The sequence below is a fragment of the Flavihumibacter solisilvae genome (assembly GCF_000814475.1).
GTDB classification, from domain to species: domain Bacteria; phylum Bacteroidota; class Bacteroidia; order Chitinophagales; family Chitinophagaceae; genus Flavihumibacter; species Flavihumibacter solisilvae.
In genome coordinates this window covers 21,560-44,946 of the sequence record NZ_JSVC01000005.1, presented here as the reverse complement: position 1 = coordinate 44,946, position 23,387 = coordinate 21,560, and the positions used below count along the sequence as shown (strand labels likewise).

At 46.2% G+C, this 23,387-nt stretch carries 14 protein-coding genes; 3 read left to right on the top strand and 11 right to left on the bottom strand.

Annotated elements, in window-relative coordinates; translation table 11 throughout:
• Nucleotides 1-61: 61 nt before the first annotated feature.
• Both OI18_RS23620 and OI18_RS04500 read left to right on the top strand, forming a co-directional pair.
• Nucleotides 62-6,229 (top strand): MBG domain-containing protein, encoded by a 6,168-nt coding sequence (locus OI18_RS23620; RefSeq protein WP_082037854.1) that lies wholly within the window; start codon nt 62-64, stop codon nt 6,227-6,229.
• Between the two features lie 13 nt (nt 6,230-6,242).
• The gene (locus OI18_RS04500; RefSeq protein WP_052272869.1) at nt 6,243-8,216 is read left to right on the top strand and encodes an adenylate/guanylate cyclase domain-containing protein; all 1,974 of its coding nucleotides are present in this window, start codon (nt 6,243-6,245) and stop codon (nt 8,214-8,216) included.
• On the opposite strand, the gene OI18_RS04495 is transcribed toward OI18_RS04500, so the two are convergent.
• The 6 genes from OI18_RS04495 to OI18_RS04470 all read right to left on the bottom strand — a co-directional run bounded on the left by OI18_RS04495 (nt 8,193) and on the right by OI18_RS04470 (nt 14,694).
• A complete protein-coding gene (locus OI18_RS04495; protein WP_152616729.1) occupies nt 8,193-9,971 on the bottom strand; it encodes a vWA domain-containing protein in 1,779 nt (592 codons plus the stop codon). The genes OI18_RS04500 and OI18_RS04495 overlap by 24 nt on opposite strands.
• Nucleotides 9,972-10,025: 54 nt before the next feature.
• Nucleotides 10,026-10,565, bottom strand: a complete 540-nt coding sequence (gene hpt, locus OI18_RS04490) for a hypoxanthine phosphoribosyltransferase (protein WP_039137565.1) — start codon at nt 10,563-10,565, stop codon at nt 10,026-10,028.
• Between the two features lies 1 nt (nt 10,566).
• Nucleotides 10,567-11,733, bottom strand: a complete 1,167-nt coding sequence (locus tag OI18_RS23615; protein WP_152616728.1) for a glucosaminidase domain-containing protein — start codon at nt 11,731-11,733, stop codon at nt 10,567-10,569.
• Between the two features lie 5 nt (nt 11,734-11,738).
• Nucleotides 11,739-12,377: an O-methyltransferase gene (locus OI18_RS04480; protein WP_039137563.1), complete on the bottom strand. Its 639-nt coding sequence runs from the start codon at nt 12,375-12,377 to the stop codon at nt 11,739-11,741.
• 61 nt (nt 12,378-12,438) lie between these two features.
• Nucleotides 12,439-13,053: an LOG family protein gene (locus tag OI18_RS04475; RefSeq protein WP_205409981.1), complete on the bottom strand. Its 615-nt coding sequence runs from the start codon at nt 13,051-13,053 to the stop codon at nt 12,439-12,441.
• 186 nt (nt 13,054-13,239) lie between these two features.
• Nucleotides 13,240-14,694 (bottom strand): sodium:solute symporter, encoded by a 1,455-nt coding sequence (locus OI18_RS04470; RefSeq protein WP_039137559.1) that lies wholly within the window; start codon nt 14,692-14,694, stop codon nt 13,240-13,242.
• A 68-nt stretch (nt 14,695-14,762) separates the two neighbouring features.
• Here OI18_RS04470 and OI18_RS04465 point away from each other — a divergent pair, with 68 nt between their 5' ends.
• Nucleotides 14,763-15,302, top strand: a complete 540-nt coding sequence (locus tag OI18_RS04465; RefSeq protein ID WP_039137557.1) for an LOG family protein — start codon at nt 14,763-14,765, stop codon at nt 15,300-15,302.
• 131 nt (nt 15,303-15,433) lie between these two features.
• On the opposite strand, the gene OI18_RS04460 is transcribed toward OI18_RS04465, so the two are convergent.
• The 5 genes from OI18_RS04460 to OI18_RS04440 form a co-directional block, all read right to left on the bottom strand.
• Nucleotides 15,434-16,033 (bottom strand): hypothetical protein, encoded by a 600-nt coding sequence (locus OI18_RS04460; protein WP_152616727.1) that lies wholly within the window; start codon nt 16,031-16,033, stop codon nt 15,434-15,436.
• 10 nt (nt 16,034-16,043) lie between these two features.
• Nucleotides 16,044-17,462 carry an FAD-binding oxidoreductase gene (locus OI18_RS04455; protein ID WP_240312720.1) on the bottom strand — a complete coding sequence of 473 codons (1,419 nt, stop codon included), beginning with the start codon at nt 17,460-17,462 and terminating at the stop codon, nt 16,044-16,046.
• Nucleotides 17,463-18,529: 1,067 nt separating this feature from the next.
• Nucleotides 18,530-20,251, bottom strand: a complete 1,722-nt coding sequence (locus OI18_RS04450; RefSeq protein WP_039137556.1) for a sodium:solute symporter family protein — start codon at nt 20,249-20,251, stop codon at nt 18,530-18,532.
• A 35-nt stretch (nt 20,252-20,286) separates the two neighbouring features.
• The gene (locus tag OI18_RS04445; protein WP_039137555.1) at nt 20,287-22,569 is read right to left on the bottom strand and encodes an FAD-dependent oxidoreductase; all 2,283 of its coding nucleotides are present in this window, start codon (nt 22,567-22,569) and stop codon (nt 20,287-20,289) included.
• Complete coding sequence (locus OI18_RS04440; protein WP_152616726.1) at nt 22,566-23,384, bottom strand: sialate O-acetylesterase; 819 nt, start codon at nt 23,382-23,384, stop codon at nt 22,566-22,568. The genes OI18_RS04445 and OI18_RS04440 overlap by 4 nt, the downstream gene beginning before the upstream one ends.
• Nucleotides 23,385-23,387: the final 3 nt, after the last annotated feature.

Here is a 23,387-nt window from a genome sequence, read left to right as displayed (position 1 = left end):
AAACCGGTTCACCCTTTAAAGCTTTACTGAAAATAATTTCCCGGATATAATCTTATCCAATATGGAATCGTCACGCCTAACTGCATGCCGCAGGCTGTTTTATATACTAACGCTACTTGTGTGTTTTGGACACAATGCTATCTCCCAGCAATTGAAAATAACCGAATTCAGTCTCTATGGGGCAGATGGGATCCAGTTAGGAACTTCAAATTCATTTACAGGGAACGGACTGATTGGCAGCAATAAACTAATCAGTTCCAGTGGTACAAATGCTCTCGGTGGCGGCCTTCACAGTGGTGGCAGAATTGAGCTTGCCAATAACAACAAAATCCAGGGAAGCATCTCGGCTGCTGGTACAGGGTTAAATCTGAACCAGGTCATCGCTGTGAAAACCGGTTCGGGCTTAAGTGTAGCAGGAAATATCAATGCATTCGGAAGGATTGTAGTGAATGGAGGAACGATCACAGGAAACGTTACAGCGAGTATTAGCTATACCGGGCCAACCCCACAAGCAGGACCAGCTGTCATTGGAACTCCTGCCCTGCCGCAACTTCCTGGGCTTCCTGACATACTTAACTTCACACCCGGAACAAATAATATCAGCAATACCGCCACCCTAACCCCCGTCAATGACACTGTAAGGTCGGGGGCGCTCGTCCTGGGAGGAAATAAGACAATCACATTTAACGGCCCGGGTGTTTACATTTTCCGGTCCATCACACTCAGCAAGAACAATACTTTTCATTTTGATTTTCGTGGCTTACCTGGTCAGATCAGGATCCTGGTGATGGAAAATATGATCCTCGACAAAATAGGGGTGAGTTTTGCCAACGCCGGCACAAATGCAACAAATGTTACTGTTGCCAGCCGGATCTATGCTGTTGTTAACGGAACCGGCACATCAGGCACATCAGGCCGCACATTCCAGATTTCCAACGGTTCAGGCGGTACAGCCACCAGGTGGCTTGGAACGGTTTGGGCGGCCAACGGCAACATTGAAGTTGGCTCCGGAAGTGGCAGCAATACCATTGTCGGGTCTCTGGTTACAGGTAAAACGCTTACTGTCAATACAGGCACCAACTTCACTTATAGCCCCTTTGGAGATTGTGTAAAACCAAGTGTAAGCGCTGGTCCGGACAAAGAGCTCAAATGTAACCAGCAAAGCCTGCAGCTACAAGGTTCATCTTCAACTGCGGGCGCACAATACTCCTGGACTTTCCTTACCGGTGGCAACATCTCGTCTGGAGCAAACACGGCTACTCCCACAGTTACAAGAGCCGGCACCTATGTTCTCACTGTTACCAACTCATCTACCGGATGTACAGCAACTGATACAGCGATTGTTACTTTCGACCCTTGTATCGAACCTGGCTATAGCGGAATCCCAACCAAAGTGAATGACCTGATTGGGCCTGAACTTACTGCACTGGCTGCCGGCGGAGAATTCAACGCTGGTCAGAATCTCTTTATCGTGGATAATGGCCAGGTATACATCGAAATAGTAGCCATTTCCGGTCAATACAATCAATTGCTCACCCTGTTGCAGCAACCGGCATATGGCCTTAACAGTATAATACCCAATCCGACCGGTTCACTTTTTATCACTGGCAAGTTTCCGATTGTTAACCTGCCCAGCCTGAACGCGCTGACAACAATGATCAAATATGCCAGGCCACTGATCCCACCTGTAGTTGCGAATGGTATTGCAACCACAGCGGGAGATATCGCCATGCGGTCGGATTTTGTACGCAACGGGTACGGCCTGGATGGTACAGGTGTAAAGATTGGTGTGATGTCTGACAGTTACAACACCCTTGGCAGGGCAACCATAGATATCCAGAACGGTGATCTTCCCGGTCCGGGTAATCCGAATAATCACAACACACCGGTACAGGTGCTGCTGGATTATCCATTCGGCGCCAAAATCGATGAAGGCAGGGCTATGCTTGAAATCATACATGATATTGCGCCGGCTTCCACCCTGGCCTTCCGGACAGGATTCCTGAGTGCAGGTGACTTTGCCAATGGCATCCGTGCGTTACGCCAGGCAAATTGCGATATCATAGTTGATGATATTACTTATGTAACTGAACCGTTCTACACCAAGGGCGTTGTTGCGCGGGCAGTAGATGAAGTAACAGCACAGGGAGCATCCTATTTCACATCGGCAGGAAACTTTGGCAACAAGTCATATGAGGCGACTTTTGCACCCACCACTATTCCAGCTGCTGCAGGCCTGACAGGACAGGCACACAATTTCGGTAGCGGTGCTTTGCAACCGATACAACTGCCGGCAGAAGGCATATGCACCATTGTGATGCAGTGGGAAGATGGTGTTTACTCATTGGGAGATGCGCCGCAGGGAACACTGAACGACCTGGATATTTATATCACTGATAACAACGGTAACATCCTGTACGGATTTAACCGAAATAACTTCAGTGCGGACCCCATCGAGATCCTTCCGTTCCAGGTTACCACACCGAACCAGACAAACCTGATGGTAGTTCGCGCACAGGGCAGCGGGGCAGTCCGTTTCAAACTTATCATCTTCCGTGGTAATGCACAGATCCTCAATTACCCTGGCAGTTCCACCATCTTCGGTCATGCAAACACTCCATCTGCAATGACAGTTGGTGCCGTGCTGTATTCCAATACACCCGCATTTGGAGTAAACCCTCCAACCATTGCATCCTTCAGTTCAACTGGCGGAGGAGTGATCAACAACACTATTCCACAGAAACCTGATTTTACAGCACCAAATGGTGTTAATACTACAGTATCCTTCCCTGGCTCTTCAGACCTCGAAGGTGATGGCTTGCCAAATTTCTTTGGCACCTCTGCTGCCGCCCCGCATGCTGCTGCATTGGCTGCACTGGTTTACAATGCGAGGCTGAAATTCTATAATGCGGGCACTACCCCGGAATATATACGGCAGCTTTTAAAGAGCACGGCACTCGATATGGGAACATCCGGCTTTGATTTTATTTCAGGTAGCGGGTTCCTGCAGGCTCAGCAGGCACTGAGGACTTTGCCATCCTCACCGACCCCCCACATAACTTCACTTGCACTTCCAGCGGGCACTGATGCGACTAATGGATCTACCGTACCATTACTGCTCACTGTGAATGGCGAATTCCTGACCAATGACACCAAAGTATATTTTAGGGACCAACAGCTTGGTACAACATTCGTCAATGAGAATACTGTTACCGCAACCATTCCTCCGTTTAACGGAAACCCGACAATCAGGCTGTACACAGCACCGGTTACTTCAAGCCTGCTGGACGGCGGATTTTCCAATTCAATCTCACTGCTTGACCTGCCGAAAAAGAACATTGTAATTACGGTGAATAATACAAGCAAGCGTTTTGCGGAACAACTTCCTGCATTCACCGCAAACATCACGGTAAATGGCGTTGCACTTTCACAGTCTGGACTGAACGAAGAACAGCTTGGACTTGATGAACTTGAGTTCCATACCCTTGCCACTAATTTCAGCCCGGTAAACAATTACCTTGTGCAGGCAGTACGCAATTTTGATCCGACCAATGCAGAAGATGCCGGTTTTCTTGAGATTTACAATTACCAGTTCGTAAAAGGATTCATAAGTGTGCAGCCGCTGCAGGTAACGGTAGTACCGGAAGACAAGACAGCTAACTATGGCGACAATCTTAAGCAGATAACATTCAGGTATGAATTTGATAATTCAAGGATTGCCGCGTCCGATCGCCAGTTCTTCCTCAACCTGATCCAATCACAACACCAGGCAAATTTTGTACGCAACACACTGGTATTGCTCGATGCGAGGTTTACCCAGGTTACGCCGCTCACTTCAGCTGACCTGGAGAATATGGGACTGATGATCTCTAACCGCGCAGCAAGCTTTGGCGTACCGTTTATCAACGGCGTACCATATATCAATGGCCAGCCTTACAACAATATGACACCGCCGGAAGGTACTACCCGGGATACCACTGTGTTTGTGAGCCTGAATCCGCAGAACGTATACAATTTCCAAAACAATTCTTCAGCAGGAACATTACAGAACGGAGTACCATTCATCAATGGAGTGCCGCTTATCAATGGCACATCATATATCAATAATGCCACACTGCTGAACACCGTAGCATTGATCAACGGGCAGGCAACGGTGAATGGAGTACCACTCATCAACGGCGTTCCTTTCATCAATGGCGTACCTTATATCAATGGAGTGCCTTTCATTAACAGTTCGGGATACCAGACCATCAACGGTGTACCTTACATCAACGGAGTGCCGTATATAAACAGCGGCTTTGAATTGATCAATGGAGTGCCATTTATTAATGGCGTGCCACTCATCAACACAGGCTTTGAACTGATTAACGGCGTTCCGTTTATCAATGGCGTACCACTTATAAACAGCGGAGAATTGTACTTCATCAACGGCGTTCCGTTTGTAAACAGTAATGGTCTCTACCTCATCAATGGCGTACCGTACATCAACAGTGGATTCGAGTTCATCAATGGAGTACCTTACATAAATGGTGTGCCATATATTAATAGTGCATTCTCCCTGATCAATGGTGTTCCGTTTATCAACGGGGTACCGTTTATTAACAGTGGTGTTACTGTAACCAATGGCGTACCGCTTATAAACGGAGTACCTTTCATCAACAATGTAAACGGCTTCAGGCTGATCAACGGAGTACCGTATATCAATGGCGTGCCTTTCATCAACGCCGGTATACAGGTGATCAACGGCGTTCCTTATATCAATGGCGTTCCATTTATCAACAGCGCAATAGAATTACAAAATGGAGTTCCTTTCATCAATGGCGTTCCGTTTATCAACACAGGTGAACCTTACATGATTAATGGAGTGCCTTTTATCAACAGCAGCTCTTCACTGGCCAGTATGATAGATCAGTCAGACCGCTCCCTGGGCAACCAGAGCCTGGTATTGCAATCCGTGAATGGCATAACAGGTTTCACTGCAGGCAATCATTTCATAGTGCCGGGCGGATTTACCCCGGGTGGTATACTCACCAACAACCTGGATGTACAATACAGCACCGGTAACCTGACAATCAATCCTGCACCGCTCAGGATCAAAGTGGATGCAAAGAACGCAGGTTATGGCGATCCTTTACCGACCTTCACTTCAACACTGGAAGGAGTTGAGTATGTAGATCTGCTGTCAAACATTTTGACCAGTCCGATTACCTATACGGTGAAGAACAGCTCCGGTCAAACTGTTACCAACCCGGGTGCAGGCACGTACAACATAACCGCTACTGCAACCATTGCGAATCCATCCAACTATACACTCGAAATAGTCAATGGAACACTTACTGTAACTCAGGCACCGCTAACAGTGAAAGCCAATGATGCCTTTATTAACAGCGGAAGTCCATTGCCGACTTTAAGGTCGACCATTACCGGCCTTAAATACAATGACACCACACTTATTACGCCCACAAGTATTTCATATAATGTACCGGGGTATTCCGGCAATGCAGGTACATACCCGATCATACCTTCAAACCTGGTATTCAGTAAGATTTCAAACTATACTGTCACTTATCTCAATGGTACACTTTATGTAAGTCCTGTTGGCGGGGGAACAAAAAAAATACGCACCTACCTCGATTGTGTAGTTGACCGCGGACCACAAGCGACCGGGTTGCGATATACAGCAAGGTTCTTCTACATCAATGACAATGCGTTCGCAGTATATGTTCAGATCGGAGCTGATAACAAGCTTACTTCGATAGGTCAATTCGACGGTAGCCAGCAACCATTCATTTTCAACTCAGGAAGAGGTACATTTGAAGTGCCGTTTGACGGAAAGAAACTAACCTGGACATTGACCACCAACGAATCGGATAAGAAAACCGCAGTTGGCACCGATGCAAGTTCAACTTCAGGCCGTTGTTCATCTGGTTCTACCGCAGCACCGAACACGTATAGTACAGAAAAAGATCAAGAGTTAATCACAATACCTGAAACCAGGGTATATCCCAATCCGACCTCCGGAAAACTTTGGGTAACAAGCAGCCAGAAAGAATTGAAGAACGGGGATGTTTTGCTGTATGACATGCAAGGCAGGCAGTTCAACATAACTATTAATCAGGAAGCACCGTACCGCAGTGTGTTGAATATCGCAGGGTTACCTGCAGGTACTTATATAGTAAAAGTCAGGTCAGGACAGGAAGTCAAACTATTCAGGATAATTAAAAACTAAACGAACCGGTTTAATGACAGGAAGAATTCACACTATATTACTGATACTTTTATGTTCACTGATTGCAACGGCCCAGGACAAGACCACGGACAGTCTGAAAAAGCTGGCGGCCACAATGCGCGACGACTCAGCCAAAGCAGATGTGCTGCTCCAGATCAGCAGGTCATATTTCAACGTTTCCTGGGAAGATGCCATCAACTATTCCAACGAAGCAAAAGCCCTGTCAGAAAAGATCAGTTACAATAAGGGCGTCGCCCTTGCCTGGAAAAATATCGGGATCGCGCACTACTTCAAGGGCACGCATCTCGAAGCCATCGATGCGTGGCAACAGTCGCTGGCAACGTATGAAAAAATGCAGGACAAAAGCGGCATCGCGAACATCCTCGGTAACCTTGGAGGCATTTATGAAAGAAGCGACCCGACCAAAGCGCTTGACTACTACCTGCGTTCGATGCGACTTGCAGAAGAAATCGGCGACGAATTCCGTATAGCAACCCTGTCACTCAACATTGCGGCATTATATGACAAGAAGCCTGCAACTGAAGATAAGGCCCTCGAAAGTTACCGCAGGGCAATCAGTCTTTCAGAAAAAAACAATTACCCTGATGCTCTCGGAATGGCAACAGGGAATATGGGTGATCTCTTCCTGAAGAAAGGTATGGTTGACTCAGCCCTCCATTATTTTAAACTGGCAGAAAAAAAACTTCAAGGCAACCCAAACCTACCGCTGGCTCTAAATAATATTGGCAAGGCATATTTAAAACACAAGCAATACGACAGTGCATTTGTTTACCATCGCCAGGCATACAATGAGTCAGTGCAGGCCAGCAATAAATTGTATATGGCGCAGGCTTTGCTCGGCCTTGCAGAGATCTATGCCGCACAGGGAGATAATAAACTGGCACTCGCCTATTACCGCCAGGCAGAACCGCTGGCTGCAGAGTTGAATGCAAATGACGAACTGAACAGGATCTATCATGGTCTCTCAGTCGCTTATTCCCATAGTGGTAAATACAACCAGGCCTACGACTACCAGGTGAAACTGACACAGATCAAGGAAAACATTTACAACAAAGAGGCGGATGACAAACTCAAAGGTCTCCAGTTTGAATTTGACCTGCAGAAAAAAGAAGCACAGATTGATCTCCTGTCGAGAGATAAAGAATTACAGGTAGGAGAAATAAAAAGGCAAAGGCTGGTGCGTAATGCATTGCTGGGAGGTATTGCCCTTATAATTGCGATCGCATTCATGATCTACAGAAACTACAGGGCGAAAGTAAAAACAAACCTGTTACTCGACAGGCAAAAGGATGAGATCGAACACCTGCTGCTGAATATCCTTCCCGCAGAAGTTGCGCATGAACTACAGGAACAGGGTGCAGCTACACCGAAGTATTTTGAACAGGCCTCGGTATTGTTCACTGACTTCAAAGGCTTTACCCGGATGGCGGATCACATGTCGCCCCAGGAACTGGTTGCTGAATTGAATGAATGTTTCATGGCTTTTGATGAGATCATTGAAAGAAACCACCTCGAGAAGATCAAAACAATTGGCGATTCCTATATGTGTGCAGGTGGAATACCAACACCGGACCCGGCGCACGTTTTGAATATGGTAAATGCCAGTTTCCAGATCCTGGAATACCTCGATGGCTGGAACCGGAAACGGCAGGAGAATAATCTTGTTCCCTGGCACCTGCGGATAGGTATACATGTCGGACCTCTCGTGGCAGGCGTCGTAGGAAGGAAAAAATATGCCTATGACATCTGGGGAAGCACAGTAAACATTGCCAGCAGGATGGAAAGTGCCGGTGAACCCGGGCAGGTAAATATTTCATCAAGTACTTATGAACTGATTCGTGACTACTATGAATGCAGTTACAGGGGAAAGATCTCAGCAAAGAACATTGATGAGATAGATATGTATTTCGTCGTAAGGAAGAAGCATGCAGAAAGCCATGAATCACTGGCGAAGGCCGCCTCTTGAACGCGAAGGTTTCCCTTTTGTATAGATTTTTTTTGCCTTTTCCAGCAATGCTATGAATTCGCGCTGCAGGTAATCATCCTGGCTGATTACAGGCTGAACAATGGCCTGCACATCAATGAAACCCGCGTTTTTGGTAAACCTGGATTCTTTAAGTATTGAACCGAACAGCGCTACGCCTGTTGCGAACCGGTATGAGGCAGGCAGTTCGATCAAAGGAGTTACTGAACAATCCACTTTTTTCTCATACTTCAGCGGAATGGAATCGTTCGGCTTTTTATATGTCAGTTCTATATCAGCAAAATAATTTGACGGGTTGGTTGAATCAATGATTCTTTCCACTTCGAATATGGCTATCTGGGTATGCCCCGAACCTATTTCACCGCCTTCCAGCACACTTGAGGTATCAGACATTGCCGTTACTTTATTATCGAAACCGATAAGCCGGTATGACTTTACTTTATCCTCATGAAAATTCACGTGAAGTAGTGCATCATCAGCGACTGCATACATGGTTTGGGTAAGCTCTTTCACCAGCACCTTTTCCGCTTCCCTTTCATCGTCGAGGTATGAGAAGTTTCCATTTCCTTTTTTAGCCAGCACTTCCAGCTTTGAATCTTTGTAGTTGCCCATGCCCACTCCAAGGCAGGTAAGATAAATACCTAACTGCCGGTGTTGGGTGATGAGTCTTTCAAGGTCCTCTTCACTTGTCTGGCCCACGTTAAAATCACCATCCGTCGCCAGGATAACCCTGTTGTTACCATTAGCGATGTAATGGGCCTTTGCTACCCTGTAGGCGGTACGGATTCCAGACTCTCCGGCCGTTGCCCCGCCCGGCTCAAGCTCTTCAATTGCCTGGTGAATCCTGGCCTTATCAGCGCCGGAAGTTGGATTTAACCAGACCCCGACACTTCCGCCATAAATAACAATGGAAACTGTATCTGTAGCCCGGAGGTTATTTACCATGAGCTTAAAAGCTGACTTAAGTAACGGCAGGCGATTGGGCATTTCCATTGAACCGGACACATCGATCAGGAAAACCAGGTTGCTGGGTGGCAGCTGCGCAAGATCAAGCTTTCTCGCACTGGTTTTTATAAAGAAGAGATGGTTATCCGATTTCCAGGGGCATTCAGAAAGCTTTGATTCCACGCTGAATACTTCACCGGGAGAAGGATCAGTATGGCCCAGGTCGAAATAATTGAGCATCTCTTCAATCCGCACAGCATCATGGGGCACAGTGCTGCCCATATTCAGGAACCGCCTGATATTACTGTATGCCGCCTTGTCGGTGCTGATGGCAAAGTCAGTTGCAGGATAACGCTTTGTTTCCGTAAATGTATTTTCCAGCAGGTTGCTGTATGTTTCTTCGCCAATTGAGAAAGTTGACTTTTCGCCGGGTTTTAATCCACGGGTTAATGAGATCAGCCGCTTTTGCTGCTGGCTGCCTTTGGGAGAAATTAACCTGAGTGTAAACTGGTTCTCGATCCGGCTGTCCAGCACGACTGTACAGGTACGATATCCTTCCAAAGTTAAAGTGGCCGTATCCGTCCGGTTTGCAGAAGTTATGCCGAATCCACCATAGGTGCCCGAATAGTAAAGGTACCCCGTGGAATGCAGCATCATTTTTACGTTGGACAGAGGGCGCTGGGTCTCGTCCTTTACTTCACCGCGAAAGTAATACTGAGCACTGGCGGCAATGCAGGACAACACCATTATCACTATGGCACATGCAGTTTTCAGGAGGGGTCGTTTAGACAAGAAAGTTACATTTTTATCCCTTTATATAAAAGAAAAACGGTCGGATTTGTCGCCCTACCCTTCCTTCAACTGATAGATTTCAGGGATGTTCCGGCCAAGCCCGTCGAAATCGAGGCCATATCCTAATACGAACTTATTGGGAATGGAAAATCCCAGGTATTTGATATCGACAGGGTATTCAGTTGCCTCAGGTTTATGAAGAAGGACTACTAGTTCAAGTGACGCAGGTTGCTGGTGCCTTAGCTGCGGTAAGAATTCGCTCAGTGTTTTCCCGGTATCGACGATATCTTCAATAATGATCACATGCCTGGTGTGAATATCCATATCGAGGCCAATTGCTGTTATCACCTGCCCTGTCGACTTTGTGCCTTTATAGGATGCCAGTTTAATAAAGCAGATCTCTGCCTCAATATTCACTGCTTTGAACAGGTCGGAAGCGAACATGAACGAACCGTTCAATATGGCTATGAATAACGGTTTCTTACCCGCATAATCGTGGTTTATTCCTGCAGCCAGGCGCTGGATCTGCCCATTGATTTCCTCAGCGGTGAGATAAGGCTCGAATACTTTTTCTTTTACCTTGATCTGCGACATGTCAATTGGTATAGATGATTAATTCCTGTCCTTTCCGGAGAGAATGCCCCGACAACCTGTTCCACTGTTTTATCTGCTGGGCAGTTACTCCGTATTTCTTGCTGATGCCGTAAATCGTCTCGTTGTATTTTACCACATGCCTGGTCATTGACTGCTCATTCTTTACCACGAGTAAAGCTGGCCTTGCGGGTGCTTTTTCCTTCAGGTAGATCTTTTCACCCAAAGCAGGTTCCATCCCGGGCTGAAGGTCATTAAGCAGCAGGATATTCTCATAACGGATACCCTCAGCCTGTGCGATATCATATAGTGTTTCCTCAGGTTGCACCAGGTGCACGGAATTGGCCCCGGTCCTTCTTTTGCGTTGCAGGTAAACCAGTTGGTCTTCGTTCAGGATATCACCTTCGCCGGCTGTCATATCGTTGAATTCAAGCAGCCTTGCGAGGGTAAGTTCATGCCGGTTTGCCACTGCAAGCAAAGAGGTACCCCCCTTTACAAAGATTACCCGGGTTTCATTGATCTGGAAAATACCATCAGGGTAATTGACCGGCGGTGCGGCAGCAACCTGGGTAAGCTCCCGTTGTGCAGCCGGGTCTTCGGTCTTTTCCAGTGGAACTGTGATACCGGCCAGTATTTCGGCAGAGGGTTTCAGTTTACCCAATGCAATCAGGGTGTACTGCTGGAGATCATAGGTCTCGATGATCCGGATAAGGATCTGGGAATACTTGATATTTGTTGCGTAGCCGGCTTTTTTCAATCCATAGGCCCAACCCTTATAATCTTCAGGATTAAGTTCGAAAAGGAATGCATAACGCTGGGAGTTCTTCAGGAAATTGGAATGATCGCGGTAAGAATCTACCGCAAAGTCATAGCTGCGAAAACATTCCCCACGGGCATCGTCATCGTGGTATACCTTCGGACCGGCCCAGTTGCTTTTACATTTTATGCCGAAATGGTTGTTTGACTTCAGCACGAGTTCGCTTCTCCCCGCTTCGGTTTCATGAATACCCTGGGCAAGTTTGATTGAAGCGGGTACCCCCGTCCGTTGCATTTCATCAATAGCCAGTTGCTTATAGGAGTTGATATAGTCAATCACTGCCGCATTCTGTTGTGCGGCCGCTGTTAAGGCTGAACAAAAAGAGAATATTAAAATCACCAGTGTGCGCATCATCGGCTTTATTTTTTTTGCAATAGCTGCAGGCCATCCCTGACCGTCAACATCACTTTTTCTACCCTGTCATCTTTCATTACATGCTCATTAAACGCATGTACTGCTTTGGCATTTTTGCCTTTGATTGGTGACTCCAGCACTTCGCCATGGAACAGGACATTGTCCGCCAATATCAGGCCACCTTTCCTGAGCCGCGGCAGGAGCAACTCATAATAATCGATGTAACCCGTTTTATCGGCATCGATAAAAACAAGATCCCACTCAAACGGCAGGATTGGAATTATTGCCGCAGCCTCACCGCGGTGCAAAATTATCTGGTCTGCCCTGGCTGACAAGGAAAAATTTTTCTTGGCCACATCGGCCTCTTCATCCCTCAGTTCTATGGTGTGTAATTGACCACCCGGAATCAGTCCTTCAGCAAGGCAAAGTGCACTGTAGCCGGTAAAAGTTCCCAGTTCAAGGATATACTTCGGCTGTATCAGCCTGCTGATCATAGCAAGGAACCTGCCCTGCACATGTCCGCTAAGCATATGAAACTGCGGGTGGTGAGCGGTTGTCCATGCCGCAATATGTTTCAGGTCTGCCGGTTCTTCAGAAGTAAACTTACCGGCATAATCGCTGACTGCATCACTGATCAGTTCCAATTGATAAAATTTTCAGCAAAATTAAGTCCATGTGTTCATATCTCAAATTGAACAATATAGATCAGAAATTTGGCTGAAGCGGGTTCTTACTGTAGAAATTAAGTACATGGGCAGCAACTTCCTCGGCAGTATCCGCAATTTTCAGCAATTGAAGGTCTTCTGAAGAAATATACTGCTCCGTCAGCATCGTGGTTTGCAACCATTCCATCAGGCCGGCCCAATAGGTGCTGCCAACCAGGATCAGGGGTACCTGCAGCATCTTCCCGGTCTGGATGAGCGTTGCTACTTCGAAGAATTCATCCATAGTGCCGAAACCGCCTGGCATCATGACAAATCCCTGTGAATACTTGGTAAACATCGTCTTACGCACGAAAAAATATTCGAAATGCAGGTTTGCATCGCGGTCGATATACGGATTGTCGTGCTGTTCAAAGGGAAGTTCGATATTCAGTCCAACTGATTTCCCACCACCGAGCTGCGCTCCTTTATTCGCAGCTTCCATGATACCGGGGCCACCGCCTGAAATAATCCCGAATCCTTCTTCCGCAAGTTTTTTGGTGATGTCTACTGTGAGTTCATAAGCTTCGTGACCCGGTTGGGTGCGGGCCGATCCGAAAATGGAGATGCACGGACCTATTTTGGCAAGGGCTTCAAAGCCATCTACAAATTCTGCCATTATTTTAAAGATCTGCCAACTAGAATGGGCTTTCGATTCACTCCAACGCCTCTGTTTCGTCATCCTTATCGTGTCATTCATGTGTCTGCTTTTTTAGCTTAGGAGACGACAATGCCACCCATAATTTAGCCATGGATGGCATCGTAGTTTTCTATACTATAAGAACGTATTTCTTACCTGTTTAGTTTATTTTATTACAGATTTTTTTGAAAGGATTAACAGCCCTGAATAGGTAATTAACCCATTGATAAGCAGCAGTTCAATCCCAATCTGGAATCCTCCAAACCATGCCGCAGCATTCTTTGTGATGAAGTATGAGATTACGGGAGATGCGAGACAGACTAACGTGATGGCAATACTGTCAGGTATCTGTCTTTTTGTAAGAATTCCAAAACCAAACAGGCCGAGTAAAGGACCATAGGTATAACCTGCAAGATCAAGGATGATATTGATAATTGATTTGTTGTCGATCCATTTAAAGACCAGGATACAGATCATGAAAATAACAGTGAAGGTCAGGTGAACCGTCAACCGGATACGCCGTTGTTGTTTTTCGTTAAGTTCAGGATTTCTTTTGATGCCCAACATGTCAATACAAAAACTGGATGTGAGGGCAGTCAATGCACCGTCAGCACTGGGAAAGAGTGCCGAGATCAATGCTATGATGAAAATGATGCCAATCGCAGGCGGCAGATAATTCATGGCGACTGTCGGGAACAGGTCATCTCCCGCAGCGTTTAACCCCTTTTGCGCTGCAAAGATGTAGAGTAGTCCGCCAAGCAGCAGGAAAAGAAAATTCACGAAGACTATTATCACACTGAAGGTCATGATATTCTTTTGCGAATCTTTCAACGTTCTAACGCTGATATTTTTCTGCATCATTTCCTGGTCGAGACCGGTCATGGCAATAGTGATACAGGCACCGCCGATCACCTGTTTCCAGAAATAGCCTTTGCTGTTTACATCGCTGTTCATGATCCGGGTATAGCCTTCCGAACCAAGGGCCTGCATCGCTTCGCCAAATCCGTATCCCAGGTTGTTCATGATGTAGATCACACAAACTACCAGCCCGAGCAGCATGAAACTCGTTTGAAGCGTATCTGTATACACGATGGTCTTTACACCTCCTTCGAAAGTATACAGCAGTATCATCAGCAGGATCACCAGCGCTGTTACAAAGAAGGGCACTCCCAGGTTGTCGAGAATGAACAACTGCATCACATTGATCACGAGGTATAGCCTGGCAGTTGCGCCGATTGTCCTCGAAATAATAAAGAACAAAGCGCCCGTTTTATAGGCGGTGAATCCGAATCGTTGTTGCAAATAATGATAGATTGACGTGAGATTCAACCGGTAATATAAAGGCAATAAAACATATGCGATCACTACATAACCGATCAGGTAACCGAAAACCACCTGCATATAGGTAAATGCGTTAGTCGCGACCGTACCGGGAACGGAAACAAAGGTCACACCACTGAGTGAAGTGCCGATCATGCCGAAAGCCACCAGCATCCAGTTGGAATTCTTGTTGCCGATAAAAAAACTCTCATTATTGGCGTTACGGGAAGTGATATACGCTACAACCAGTAATAAAACGAAATACGCGATAACAAAAGTGAAGAGCAGTGTGGGGGACATGCCTGTAAGTTTTTTCTAAAATTGCCACAAAATAAAGATGAATACGTTTACTTTAGTACAATTATCTTATGAACGTAAAAGCAATAGCAGTTTTTTGCGGATCGCAGACCGGATTGAACCCGTTATTCCTACAACACACTGCAGAACTGGGCAAACTGATAGCCATGCTCAACATCAAGCTGGTGTATGGCGGTGGCAAAAAGGGATTGATGGGCACTATTGCGGATGCCGTCCTTAAACATGGCGGTGAAGTAATGGGTGTTATTCCTAAGCTGCTCACAGAATGGGAGCAGCAACATGATTCGCTATCCGAACTTGCGGTTGTACCAGATATGCACAGCCGAAAAAAGATGATGTACGAAATGAGCGATGCTGCCATCATCCTGCCAGGCGGCTTCGGAACTATGGACGAATTGTTCGAAATGCTGACCTGGAACCAGTTAAAGATTCACAATAAAAAAATATACCTGCTCAATTCAGCCGGTTACTATAATGCGCTGATCCAGTTCCTGCGACATTCGGAGCGCGAGAATTTTCTCTATGAGCCGCTGGAAGAAAGAATAGTTGTATGCGGCAACCCGGTTGAGATCTTTAATAAGATCTCTTAAAGTAAACATTCAAAATGAACAACCTGAAAGGATTGTGAGAACAAAGTGAATTAAATAACCAAGGCGCAGGAAATCAAATCCTGCGCCTTTATTTTTCAATGCGATTAACCCGGCGCAATTACATATATCTGTTATAAGCCGAAGTTGAACCCAATGCTGAAGAATGCATTACTTCCATAAGGAGTTCCGGGATCATAACCATTTCCAGTTTTATGTAGTACATCGTATTGAACCATCACAAGCAATCCTCCCGCTCCCCCCATTGGCAATACTCCTCCTGCTCCAACTAATAAAGAAGGTAGAATTTTGGCATTTAAGGACGATTTGATCTCCGGGTCGTAATATTTGTAACTGCCCCATATATAGTTCAATTCAGGCTGAACTAAAATAAAAGCTTGTTGTATGGGATAAAAACGGCCGAATATGTTCAGACCTGCAACGCCATAATTTTCCCTGGCAGCCGTATTTCCATTTATATCCTCGTGCTTGATCTGCGTGTATTGTCCATTGATCCCGATACCTGCTGCCAGGTAGTTGTTGAAACGATAGCCAACTTGCGGAGACAAGTTTACAAGCGTATAATTACCAAAACTCAAACCAAAATTTCCTCCAACAAACAACCGACTCCTGTCAAATCCTTTTTTCGGTTCATCGGCTCCAGTGCTGTCCTGGGCACGGGCGCTGCTGATGAAAACGCAGACGAGCAGGATGGGTACCAATATTTTTTTCATTTCAGTGATTTTATGCATCGAATATTTTACCGGCATTGAGTATGTTGTGTGGATCAAAGACTTTTTTGATACTGCGCATAAGCCTGAACTGCGTTTCGTTAAACACAATATCCATAAACCCTTTCTGGATCAGCCCAATGCCGTGCTCGCCACTGATGGTACCCTTAAGGTCATAAACCAACGCAAATAAATCACGCAGTCCGGCCACTACTTCAGGGTCATCCTGGCTGTTTACTGTACCTTCCTTTTTTATCCGGATATGAAGGTTTCCGTCGCCCGCATGCCCGTAACAAACTGCATGGAAATTATAATTCGCACCGATTGCCTTCACCCCCCTGATCAATGCAGGGAGGTCAGCGCGCGGTACCACCGTGTCTTCTTCGATGGTATAACCTGCAATCTTAACCGCTTCAGCAACACGCCTCCTCATCTTCCATAATTCCGCCTTTTGCTGTGCGTCATCAGCAAAGTAAATTTCCCCACACTCGTATTCTGTCAGCAAACCGGCAATGGCTTCCATTTCGGCCATCAGGGTTTCCATATGATTACCATCCACTTCAATGATCAGATGGGCTTCGGTGTCAGGTGTAAGGGGCACAGCTGAACTGTCGACAAATGCACTTACAATCCGCAGGGCATCAATTTCCACCAGTTCCAGTGCGCTTGGCGTAAAGCCTGCACGGAAGATGGCGCTTACAGCCTCACCTGCTTTCTCGAGCGACTGAAAAGGTACCAGCATCAGCAGGTCAAATTTCGGATGGGGAATCAGCCTGAGTACAATTTTGGTGACAATCCCAAGCGTACCCTCGCTTCCCACCATTAGCTGTGTGAGGTTATATCCCGTCGAATTTTTCAAGACATTCGAACCGGTCCAGATTACCTCGCCGGTAGGAAGAACCACTTCAAGATTCAGGACATAGTCCCTTACGACCCCGTATTTCACGGCCTTAGGACCGCCACTGTTCTCTGCTATGTTTCCACCGATAAAACAGGATCCGCGGCTGCTGGGATCAGGCGGATAAAACAAGCCTTTTTCCCTTACGGCTGTCTGCAGTATTTCTGTGATGACACCTGGCTCAGTAGTTACCTGCAGGTTACGTTCATCTATTTCCAAAATGGAATTAAGCCTTTCGGTTGAAATCAAAACGCCCCCAAGATGCGGCAGCGCTCCCCCACTGAGTCCTGTACCGGCTCCGCGGGGTGTCACAGGGATATAATTTTCATGGCACAACCGCATGATAGCACTGATTTCCTCGGTTGTCCGCGGCTTAACCACTACCTCAGGATAAAACAACAGATTCTCTGTCTCGTCACGGCCATATTTCTGGAAAGATTCCTCATCAGTAAATACATATTCAGCCCCTACGATCGATTTCAGCTGTTCAAGGTGTTCTGCTGTCAACGTGCCTCTTTCGGCCATCACTTCCATAATCGAATTACTTGCTTGAGCTGTAAAAATCGGATAATTAAGAGGAATACGGAAAAGTAAACGGTAAAAAGTGAAGAGTGGCGGAAACCCGAAGTTCGATCCCGGGCTAAATGTTATGGGATTCACCAGGGAAGTGTCTTAGAGAGCCAGAAAGGGAAAACCAAAATATTGAGACATATGCCCGGGAGGTGAAAGCGGACCACCTAACAACTTATTAAACTACGGTTACGCATAATTGCCAGGGCCGTAAGGCTTCTTCGCCGTCGTATAGCCGAATTTCGGCACTTCCTGGCCGCGTCGATAACTCCCGGCCACAGGTACCGTTTATGCACACGCGCCCCGGTAATACTTCGAAACTTAACCACAAAAGCATTAAAATCCTGTCGTTCATGCACTCCTGTGTGTGTCGTTCGTGAACATTTCTCCGGGAGTGTCCGGGGATCCTTCGATGGTTCTTCGAAGAATGTCCGATGCGTGTCCGGGAAATGCAGGTAAAAAGCAGGTATTTGTCAGGTTGGTTTACCGATGTAGACGGCTTGTTCCCGGCTTGTAGACCCGTTCGATCGCTGGTCGACTCATTTTTAAATTTCACCTATTCACATATTGACTTATTCACTGCAAACTACCATTCGTTGTACAATCGACATAGTAACATGTCACTCATACCATCTTTCTTACCTCCAAAACTCGTCACTCATACCTCCTGTATACGTCACTCATACAGTTTTCTCTCTTCGCGCTGTACTCATACTCCCTTGTTCGTCCCTTCAATTATACGTCGGCGTAGGCTCGGCGTGGCCTTGTTGTTACCTTTTTCTATAGTCTGGACGGCTTTCACCCGGCTTTGGGACGGCTTCACGAAGAGTTGCTTATCAAAGAACGCCTGGAATTCAATTTGTGATGGTTGCGTTACCGCAGAATCAGCATGCTAGTTACTCACCAAAAAGAGAATTTCCAAAAGCTTGGAACAAACTGTACAAAATGGCAATTAATCGGTCTTATTTAGGGAATAATCGGTCCAGGTGGCCTGAATGACATGTGTTATGGTTGCCAGTGATGTCGTGGATCTACAATTCAGGGGAAGCAATCCGGCCGGATACTTCTTTTGTCCCGACTTTTAACGACGCCCTATAAGGTATCAACGCAGAAAATAGTATCACAGTGGCAATTCCAGCGACCAGCGCCGTTCCTTTGATTGTCACCAGGCACAAAATATATAAAAGCACGGCAATAAAACTGAGCGAAAAAGCGATCATTCGCAAACCAAACCGATTTTGTTCTTTAACAGCCAACGCCTCTTCTTCATCCATGCCCATGGCTGCTGTGACTGATCGTTGTGCCTTAATTTCCTTCATCTTCAGGTATTCATCGCTTACTCTATTCTTTGTGGCAGCAACGACTTCATTTATCAATAATAAAAGAAAGGGCAGTCCCACACCCAACAGCATTTCATTCGCACGGCTTAACCTGAAATCAAATGCTATCGGTGTTACCATTTTAAAGACCAGATTCACAGTAAGTGAAAAGATGGTGATCCATAATGTCGCCTTACCACTTAATCTTTTGCTGAACAAAGCCCAGATAGGCGGCGCAAGAAGCGGACCACCCGTCACAGCACCGATAGAGAGCGTAAACTCAACAAGCCCCCCAATCAATGGTACAATCAGCGCCACAGCAATCATCCCAAAACCAAAAGCCCAGGAAGAAGCCCTCGCCACCTGCATCAGTTTCTTATCCGACGCATGGGGATTTATTTTCTCTTTATAAATATCGTTCGTGAACACTGCGGAGACTACATTCAATGCCGTATTGGCCGAAGCCGAAGTAGAGAAATACATGCCGGTTAATATCAGGCCCATCAACCCTGCAGGCAGCACATGCTTACAAACCATAAGGTAGGCATTTTCAGTATCCATGCCCGTCAGCGTGGGGTTAATAGTTTTATAAACCATGGGTGGCAACATCCATAAAATGGGACTGATGAGGTACAAAGCAGCAAAAAGATAAGCTACTTTGGAAGCAGACTTTGGTTTATCTACACTGGTATAGCGTTGCACAAAAGTCCAGTTGCCACCAATATAAAAAACATGATACAATGCAAAGGCAGCAATAAAGGCCCAGGTATATTCACCATTTACAACATTGAAAAAATCACCGGGTACATTTGCCAGGAATTTATTGAAACCACCCGCCTCATTGAATACGAGTGGAATAATCAACAATACTGCAGCCGTAAGAATGGCAAACTGCAAAATATCTGTCACCATTACTGCCCATAAGCCCCCCACAGCAGTATAGGCTATCATCAAAACGCCTAACACTACAGTTACAGGCAACAATGGAAAATCTAAAGAAGTGCTCACCAATCGTGCAACTGCATACAACACCGAGCCTTTGATGAACAACGAAACGAGCATGAAAATATAGATATAGCTTTGCTGCACTTTCGGGCCCAGCCGTTCCCGAATAAACTCCGCGGCTGTAAGATTACCGGTTGCCTTCCATTTGGGCGCCACATACAACCCGGTCACCAATGCGCCAATGCACATTGTCCACTGAATAGTAACAGCCACCCACCCATACTTATAAGCGATGGATCCCCACGCCACAAATGTACCCGACGAAAAAAAACTCATAAACAGGGACAACCCGCCAATGGTCCAGGGTACTGCTTCACCGCCTGCAAAAAAAGATTTCAGGTTACGGCCAGTGCGTGAAAATGAAATCCCGACCAGCATGATGAATACGGAGAAGATAATAATAACAGAAGCGTCTATGTACTTATCCATTTCAATTCATTTTATTCTTTTAAACCTCTCGATCCTTAATCCCTGTATGCCCTCACTTCAAAAATCGCCGCGGGGATATTCCTGGAGGGGTGTTCCACTTCAACGACAATACTATTGGTTTTTATCACGTCATTGAAAATTATCTCATTGCGCGTTTGGTAATTATCCTTCTTTTCATAAATAAGATTTCCCCTGTCGTCATATACTTTATAATTCCGGATACAGAAAGGCATGGCTGTTTCGGGATGCGTCATCAAAACAGATTCCATCGGGTGATCGAAGTCAGTGTCGAAACTCAATTGCAGCCTTTTGATTTCTTTAGCCTCTTTCCACTGTAATTTCAACGCAGGTCTTTCGTCGCTGAAATCTGCTACCCAGGCATTGGGCCTTGTAGAGGGCCGTGCAATACCATTGACAACATTCGCAGCGCCAAAAGACGTGACCGGCCTTGCCAACTGAAAGGCAAGGTTATGACCTTCCGGCCTGCGTTGCGGACACCAGAACTCAAAACTATCAACACCAATACCGCCAGTGGCTTCCTGTTTGCCATAATTGGAAACATCGGGATTAACAGTATTGAATACCGACAAAATACCTGTAATGCGCAGGTCCGACCTATACACTTTGATCATTGGGTTTTTGTGAAGCAAAATGAATACGTATTGCGATTCTTTGATTGCAGCAGCAGGCTTTACAGCAATACAATTCCTGCCGGGTTGCAGTGGGAATGAAAAGCGTTGTTTCGATTCATCCGGTGTGAAGTTGCCTGCTTTCGAAGATACCCTTATTTCAACCTCTAATGTAGTAGCTTCCTCTGCTACTGCATGAAAGTTGACTGCAGGAATATCACCGGCTTCAAAAGGTATCAACTGGGCTACAGCAAGATCCAATGACTTAAGCCCGCCGTTTTCCGGCATAGCCTGCAGATGTAGTTCACTGCTTGCTGTTATAATGGCTTCCTGTAACAAGTCATTTTTTTCTATTGCTTCAACTCCCGGAATATATTGCCCGGATGCCAGTAACTTTTGTTGTACGATCCCAATTCGTTTGCCCGACACAAGCGCAGCAGGCAAGCAATTATTCTCTTTACAAACAGCTGCAGCCACAGCTACTGCCTGTGCCAGGTATGCGGCCGTGGCCATAACCCTTGAAGAACCGAACGCCACATGCGACGCACTGATGATGCGGCCTGCCAAAAACAAATTGCTGATATTTTTTGAATACAAACAGCGGTACGGAATCTGGTAGATCCCCTTACTATGCCATTGATTACAACCAGGGAGGTTCGAATAGACGCCATCGGAAGGATGCAGATCTATACTCCAGCCGCCAAAGGCGACAGCATCATCATGTTTGCGCTGTTCAACAATATCCTGCTGAACCAACATATAATCACCTTCAAACCGGCGGCTCTCACGCTTTCCGGGAATCATACCCACCCATTCCAAGGTAAGATTTTCGGCTTCCGGGAATAGACCTGAGTTTTTGATATGGTCCCATACACCATACACAATTTTCCATAGCTCCCACTTAATTTTCTCCGTGTCATGTACAGTATCCATGCGCCCACCATATTCAATCCACCACAGTTTGCAACCATACTCTTTTGCGTTAAAACTCCTGAAGCGCGGAATTTTGGTAATGTCGTCCAACGCAAACGAAGGTGGAATAAATTTTACAGGTTTGCCAACGTCCTTCGAATAGAAGTACAATGAATGTCCAAGCAGCTCTCCATAACTTTTATCCGGCGCAAACAACTCACCAAATTCCTCTTTACTTTCTGCTCCCATGCGGAATGCTGCGCCAGACAGGAATCCTACTACCCCGTCGCCGGAAGCGTCACAAAACAACTGCGCTTTCAATTCGTAGCTTGACTGGCTTTGACTACAATATGCCTTTAATAATTCAATCGTTTCAGCATCCTTTTTTTGAACATCATATACGGCGGTATTCAGTAACAACCTGATATTAGGTTCACTCACCACTTTATCAAGCAATATGGCATCGAATATAATCGGGTTGCCCTCAGGATTCCGATAAGTATTCTCGACCAGTATTTCATCCACGACACCGCCTTCGCGTGCCCAACGGTTATTGTTACCCATATGCGATGTTGCTCCCAGGATCCATAAGCGCACTTCACTGCTCGCATTGCCACCCAATACACTACGGTCCTGGACCAGCACTACCTTCAAACCCTGCCGTGCTGCTGTGATGGCGCAGCATACACCTGACATCCCTCCTCCCGTTATTATAAGGTCGGCTTCAATTCTTTCCAAAGGAAAACATTGCTTTTCACCTGTTCCACGTTTGATCATTCTTCAATTTTTCGTTTTTCGATAGTGATTATTCTGCGGGCGATGGCAGTCCCCAATTCATTTAAGGCAGGCTGTGTATAATGAATGCCATCTTTTTCCTGCAATAATTTTTTTGTCAAAAACCTATGCGTGTTCTTATATACGACGAACACATTCCTCATCTCCTTCGCCACCTCCTCCTGCACCTTGCGCACTGCATCAAATCCCTCCTTAGGATGATCTCTGTAATAGCCCGTAAGCACGATGTAAAAAGGTATATCCCCTAATTCGAGTTGGAATCTTTCAATAAGATTCTTCAACCCGGTTTTGTATTGATTGGCTGTCTGCTTTTTGTCATTGATAGCATTGGCATCACGTTCGCCCTGTAGCCATATTATCCCGGCCAATGAACCACTTGTTTTTTTAAGTGCTGCTTTTGTCTTCAGAATAGAGTTGGAAAACAGTACACCGCTTTCTGCCCAGGTGCCATAGCTGCCGAGTTCCGATGCTTTGGTACAGGAACTTCCTCCACGTGCTGCCTGTACAATCAAAATACTTCTTCCACTCTTTCCTGAATATTCAGCTGCAAAGGAAGGCCAGGCACTTCCTGAAGCCGAAGGTTTAAAGCTCAGCTCATCAAATCCGCAGGGATCTGCAAGCGGCAGTAAGGAATCTTTGGCGAATGAATACTGCCATGCGTTTGTCGGGGCTTTTGTTGAAAGCGCGGCATCGCCCATCCCTTGTGCATTACTTTGTCCCGCCACTAAATAAACGACAGGCTGCGCATGTGCATGTATGAGTATGCAGGAACAGATCATATAAGCCAATAATCTCACGCT

What these genes read in the sequence shown, in the direction of transcription:
- OI18_RS23620 (WP_082037854.1), top strand. Translation starts at nt 62, where the DNA reads ATGGAATCGTCACGCCTAACTGCATGCCGCAGGCTGTTTTATATACTA.
- OI18_RS04500 (WP_052272869.1), top strand. Translation starts at nt 6,243, where the DNA reads ATGACAGGAAGAATTCACACTATATTACTGATACTTTTATGTTCACTG.
- hpt (WP_039137565.1), bottom strand. Translation starts at nt 10,565, where the DNA reads ATGTCGCAGATCAAGGTAAAAGAAAAAGTATTCGAGCCTTATCTCACC.
- OI18_RS23615 (WP_152616728.1), bottom strand. Translation starts at nt 11,733, where the DNA reads ATGATGCGCACACTGGTGATTTTAATATTCTCTTTTTGTTCAGCCTTA.
- OI18_RS04475 (WP_205409981.1), bottom strand. Translation starts at nt 13,053, where the DNA reads ATGGCAGAATTTGTAGATGGCTTTGAAGCCCTTGCCAAAATAGGTCCG.
- OI18_RS04470 (WP_039137559.1), bottom strand. Translation starts at nt 14,694, where the DNA reads ATGTCCCCCACACTGCTCTTCACTTTTGTTATCGCGTATTTCGTTTTA.
- OI18_RS04465 (WP_039137557.1), top strand. Translation starts at nt 14,763, where the DNA reads ATGAACGTAAAAGCAATAGCAGTTTTTTGCGGATCGCAGACCGGATTG.
- OI18_RS04460 (WP_152616727.1), bottom strand. Translation starts at nt 16,033, where the DNA reads ATGAAAAAAATATTGGTACCCATCCTGCTCGTCTGCGTTTTCATCAGC.
- OI18_RS04455 (WP_240312720.1), bottom strand. Translation starts at nt 17,462, where the DNA reads ATGGAAGTGATGGCCGAAAGAGGCACGTTGACAGCAGAACACCTTGAA.
- OI18_RS04450 (WP_039137556.1), bottom strand. Translation starts at nt 20,251, where the DNA reads ATGGATAAGTACATAGACGCTTCTGTTATTATTATCTTCTCCGTATTC.
- OI18_RS04445 (WP_039137555.1), bottom strand. Translation starts at nt 22,569, where the DNA reads ATGATCAAACGTGGAACAGGTGAAAAGCAATGTTTTCCTTTGGAAAGA.